2 protein-coding genes and 1 pseudogene are annotated in these 3,644 nt (G+C 55.3%); all 3 read right to left on the reverse strand.

Annotated features, from left to right (window positions below; translation table 11 throughout):
- A partial coding sequence (locus tag CPT76_RS12870; protein ID WP_181152823.1) for a BglG family transcription antiterminator occupies positions 1–762 on the reverse strand: 762 nt, incomplete at its 3' end.
- Between the two features lie 82 nt (positions 763–844).
- Complete coding sequence (locus CPT76_RS12875) at positions 845–1,615, reverse strand: BglG family transcription antiterminator (RefSeq protein ID WP_181152824.1); 771 nt, start codon at positions 1,613–1,615, stop codon at positions 845–847.
- Positions 1,616–1,700: 85 nt separating this feature from the next.
- Positions 1,701–3,175 (reverse strand): annotated as a pseudogene (locus CPT76_RS12880) (PTS mannitol transporter subunit IIBC).
- Positions 3,176–3,644: the final 469 nt, after the last annotated feature.

The raw sequence follows: 3,644 nt of genomic DNA on the forward strand, positions 1-3,644 counted from the left end.
TCCGGCAGGACAATCTCTAAGCTCCGGTGCCAAATCCTCCAGCAATCCTGGCAGCGGCTCGGCATCCGCTGATAATCCGTCCGGCAGCGGCTTCACGCCGCGGTGCCGGATATAATCCCGGAGCTTCTCCGCTTCGGTTGGCGTAAGCAGCGGGCTCAGCTTCAAATATTGTTCCTCTGGCAGCGGCAAATCGACGGTACTGATGATCAAATCATAGTCCGTTCTCGGTATCCTGGCGGCCTCATACCATGAAGCCTGTTCGACGATTTGGAGCTGCGGAAATTCTTTGCGCAGCCGAACTGCCAGCATTTTCGAAGAGCCAATACCGCTCGTGCATACGATCACCGCACGCATATGCTGGGGGATCTGGCCGATACGCTCCCGCGCGGCTCCAAAATGCATCACCAGAAAAGCGATCTCCTCATCCGGGATGCGGACGGAAGGAAAAACGGCGTCCGCTGCCTGGCGGACCCGGCCGAACAGCTCGGCATAGTCCTTGCGGATCGTATCCAGCAGCGGATTCCGGATCCGCTGCCCTGCTGTGATTCGTTCCATCGCCGCTTTCAGGTGCATGAACAAACCGTCCCGAAGGGAGCGGTCAGCGGTGTAGTCGTTCGCATCCAGTTCCATCATTTTGCGGATGAGCGAGCGGACCGTGCCGGCAAGCTCCAGATCGTCCGCCGGAAGCATTCCTGTCGAATGAGCCAAGGCTCTTTCAAGAAGTTCTGCGGTATACCTCACTTCAGGCAGCGAATATTCCATGTTCAGAACTTCACTCAACTCATCGCATAAAAGTTCAGCAGACTTCATTTCATGGTCTTGAGCCGGCATAGCGGATGGCCGGTCAAACCGCAAAAGTAAGGCGGTCGGCTTCCGCTTCAGTGACTGTGATGCCCTTGCGAATGCGGGCTGCCGCGATGGACAGCCGGATCAGCAGATCGGTATAGGCTTCCTCACTGAAGGATTCTTCCTGATGCCGCTCCTCCCACTTCCATAAGGTTTCTTCGATCGCCGAAATGCGGTCTGCCCCGGCCATTGAGGCGATTCGGGCATCCACAGGATGATGCGGATTCTGCTCCGAGTACCCGATAAGCGATAAGTCATCCAGCCGGAAGCGGACGAGCGTACGAATCGCCTCGCGGATCAAGGGCTCCGAGCCTGTAATTTCCACTCCATAACCTCGCCGGCGGATCAGCAGCAAGCCTTGTTTGCCGATCCAGTCGGTCAAATCGTCCAGATCCGCTCCTACGGTCGGTACCGTGACCTTCATCTCGTGGGCAAGCGTAAACAGCTTCACCGGTTCCCGCGAACCAAGCAGCCGGGCAAGGAGGTATACCTGCCGCTCATCCGCCGAATATTCGATCTCGGCGGGCATGAGCAGCTCCGATCGGACTTGTTCAATTTGAGAAGGGTCACCTTCTACACTGAGGCCGGAACCGGCTTTCCGGTGAAGCGTAATCCCGTGCCGATGCAGATAACTCTCGACCGTGTCCAGCTCCCTGTGCACCGTCCGCGGGCTGACCCGAATGCTGCTGGCGATTTCGGCAACCGTACTCTCCGAAGGGCTTCGCAGCAGCAAATCCAAGATCTGTCTTACACGGTGTGACAATTCCATGCCCATTAGCCTCCAAAACGGCCGCAAAAGGCGCTTGGACGCCGGCCCATATGCCCGCATCCATTCGCCTCAAGCGTTTTTATAGTTATTTCAAGCGTTCGACAAGCTCGTCATATTCCGGACTCTTCAGGAAGTTGTCGATGGAAATATGCTCTGCTTGCGGCGCTACGCCGCGAGCACGGTCTGTCAACGTTTTATGCGTGACAACGATATCCGCGTCGGACGGAATGTCGCTGATCGCCGTGTTCGTGACCTCGATCGGCGATCCGGCGGCTTTCATCTTCTTGCGAAGGATGGAAGCGCCCATGGCGCTGGAGCCCATGCCGGCGTCGCAGGCGAAGACGATTTTGTGAACCTCGTCTTTGCTCTTCTGCCCTTCAGCAGTGCTTGCCGCCGAAGGAGCCGTTGCTTCTTTCGCCCCTTCTTCCGCAGCGGCCGCCGCAGCAGCTGGAGTTCCTGCAGCTTTCATGTCTTTCATACGTTTCGTTGCTTCTTCAAGATCGTCCTGGTCTTCTTCCGTCTTCTTGCTGGTTTTCAGCAGGAGCGCAGCCACGACGAAGGATACGATCGCAGCGGTGATGACACCGCTCAGTACGGGTAGGATTTCTCCACGCGGCGCCATGGCCAGGTAAGCGATGATGCTGCCCGGAGATGGCGGGCCAACGAGTCCCGCGTTCAGCAGCGAGAACGTAAATGTGCCTGTCACGCCGCCGGCCATTGCCGCCAGAATGAGGCGTGGGTTCATCAGAATGTACGGGAAGTAAATTTCATGAATCCCGCCAAAGAAGTGAATAATCGCCGCACCCGGTGCAGATTGACGTGCAGAACCCCGGCTACGATCATGTAAGCGAGCAGGATACCGAGTCCGGGACCCGGGTTCGATTCAAGCATGAACAGGATGGACTTGCCCGCGGTCTGCGCTTGTTCAATCGCGATCGGGCTCAACACCCCGTGATTGATAGCATTGTTCAGGAACAGCACCTTCGCCGGTTCGATCAAAATGTTGACGAGCGGAATCAGGTGGTGATGAACCAGAAACTCAACGCCGGAGGAAAGCACGTTGGTGACGGCTTCGATGATGCGTCCCACGATTGAATAAGCGATCAGGACGAGCACACCGCCGATAATGCCGAGCGAGAAGTTGTTGACGAGCATTTCGAAGCCGGACTTGATTTTGCCTTCGACGGCTCTGTCAAACTGTTTGAGCACCCAGGCAGCTCCTGGTCCGACGGCCATCGCGCCGAGGAACATCGGAATGTCGGTTCCGATAATGACGCCCATCGTGACCAGGGCGCCGATCACGCCGCCGCGCTGCTTGTGCACCATCGTACCGCCGGTGTATCCGATCAACAGCGGGAGCAGGTACTTGATCATCGGGTCGACCAGCTTCGCGAGATACTCGTTCGGAATCCAGCCGGTCGGTATGAACAGTGCCGTGATCAAGCCCCACGCGATGAACGCTCCGATGTTCGGCATGACCATGCCGCTCAGGAAGCGCCCGAATTTTTGAACTCCGACCCGGGCGGCACCGGATGCGGAGGAAGTTGTGGATTGGGCCATGAGGATAACCTCCTTGTAAACTTTTGTCGAACGGTATTTTGCAATACGTCGTTCGTCCTATATCCATCCTAGCCGACATCAACCTGACACTCAATAAAATGAAAACGCTATATTGTCAGGAGCCCTGATGACAAAACTTTATGAATCCTGCCTAAACCCTTGATGCATCAGGCTTTTGCAGGTCCTGGTGAGGATGACATGCAGGGGAAACATTCGGGCTAAGTTCACTCCGGTCAGCTGTGACTGCGTTCGTTTAATCTGTAATTTTCCAAGATTAAGTTTTCCTTTATGGAACCTGATCATGGGTAGCTTTTCCCATTAAGTGGACCTAATTCAGAAATTACCGATTTTTCACAAAATAAAAAAAACGTCTATCGACGTACCTTCACAGAAGACAGACCGCCTCTAAAGGAAGTTTTTCTTGCAATATCAGGAAGCCATGGCTCTGGAGTTTATACTTTCTGATATT

The organism is Paenibacillus sp. AR247, from assembly GCF_002968895.1.
GTDB classification, from domain to species: domain Bacteria; phylum Bacillota; class Bacilli; order Paenibacillales; family Paenibacillaceae; genus Paenibacillus_AQ; species Paenibacillus_AQ favisporus.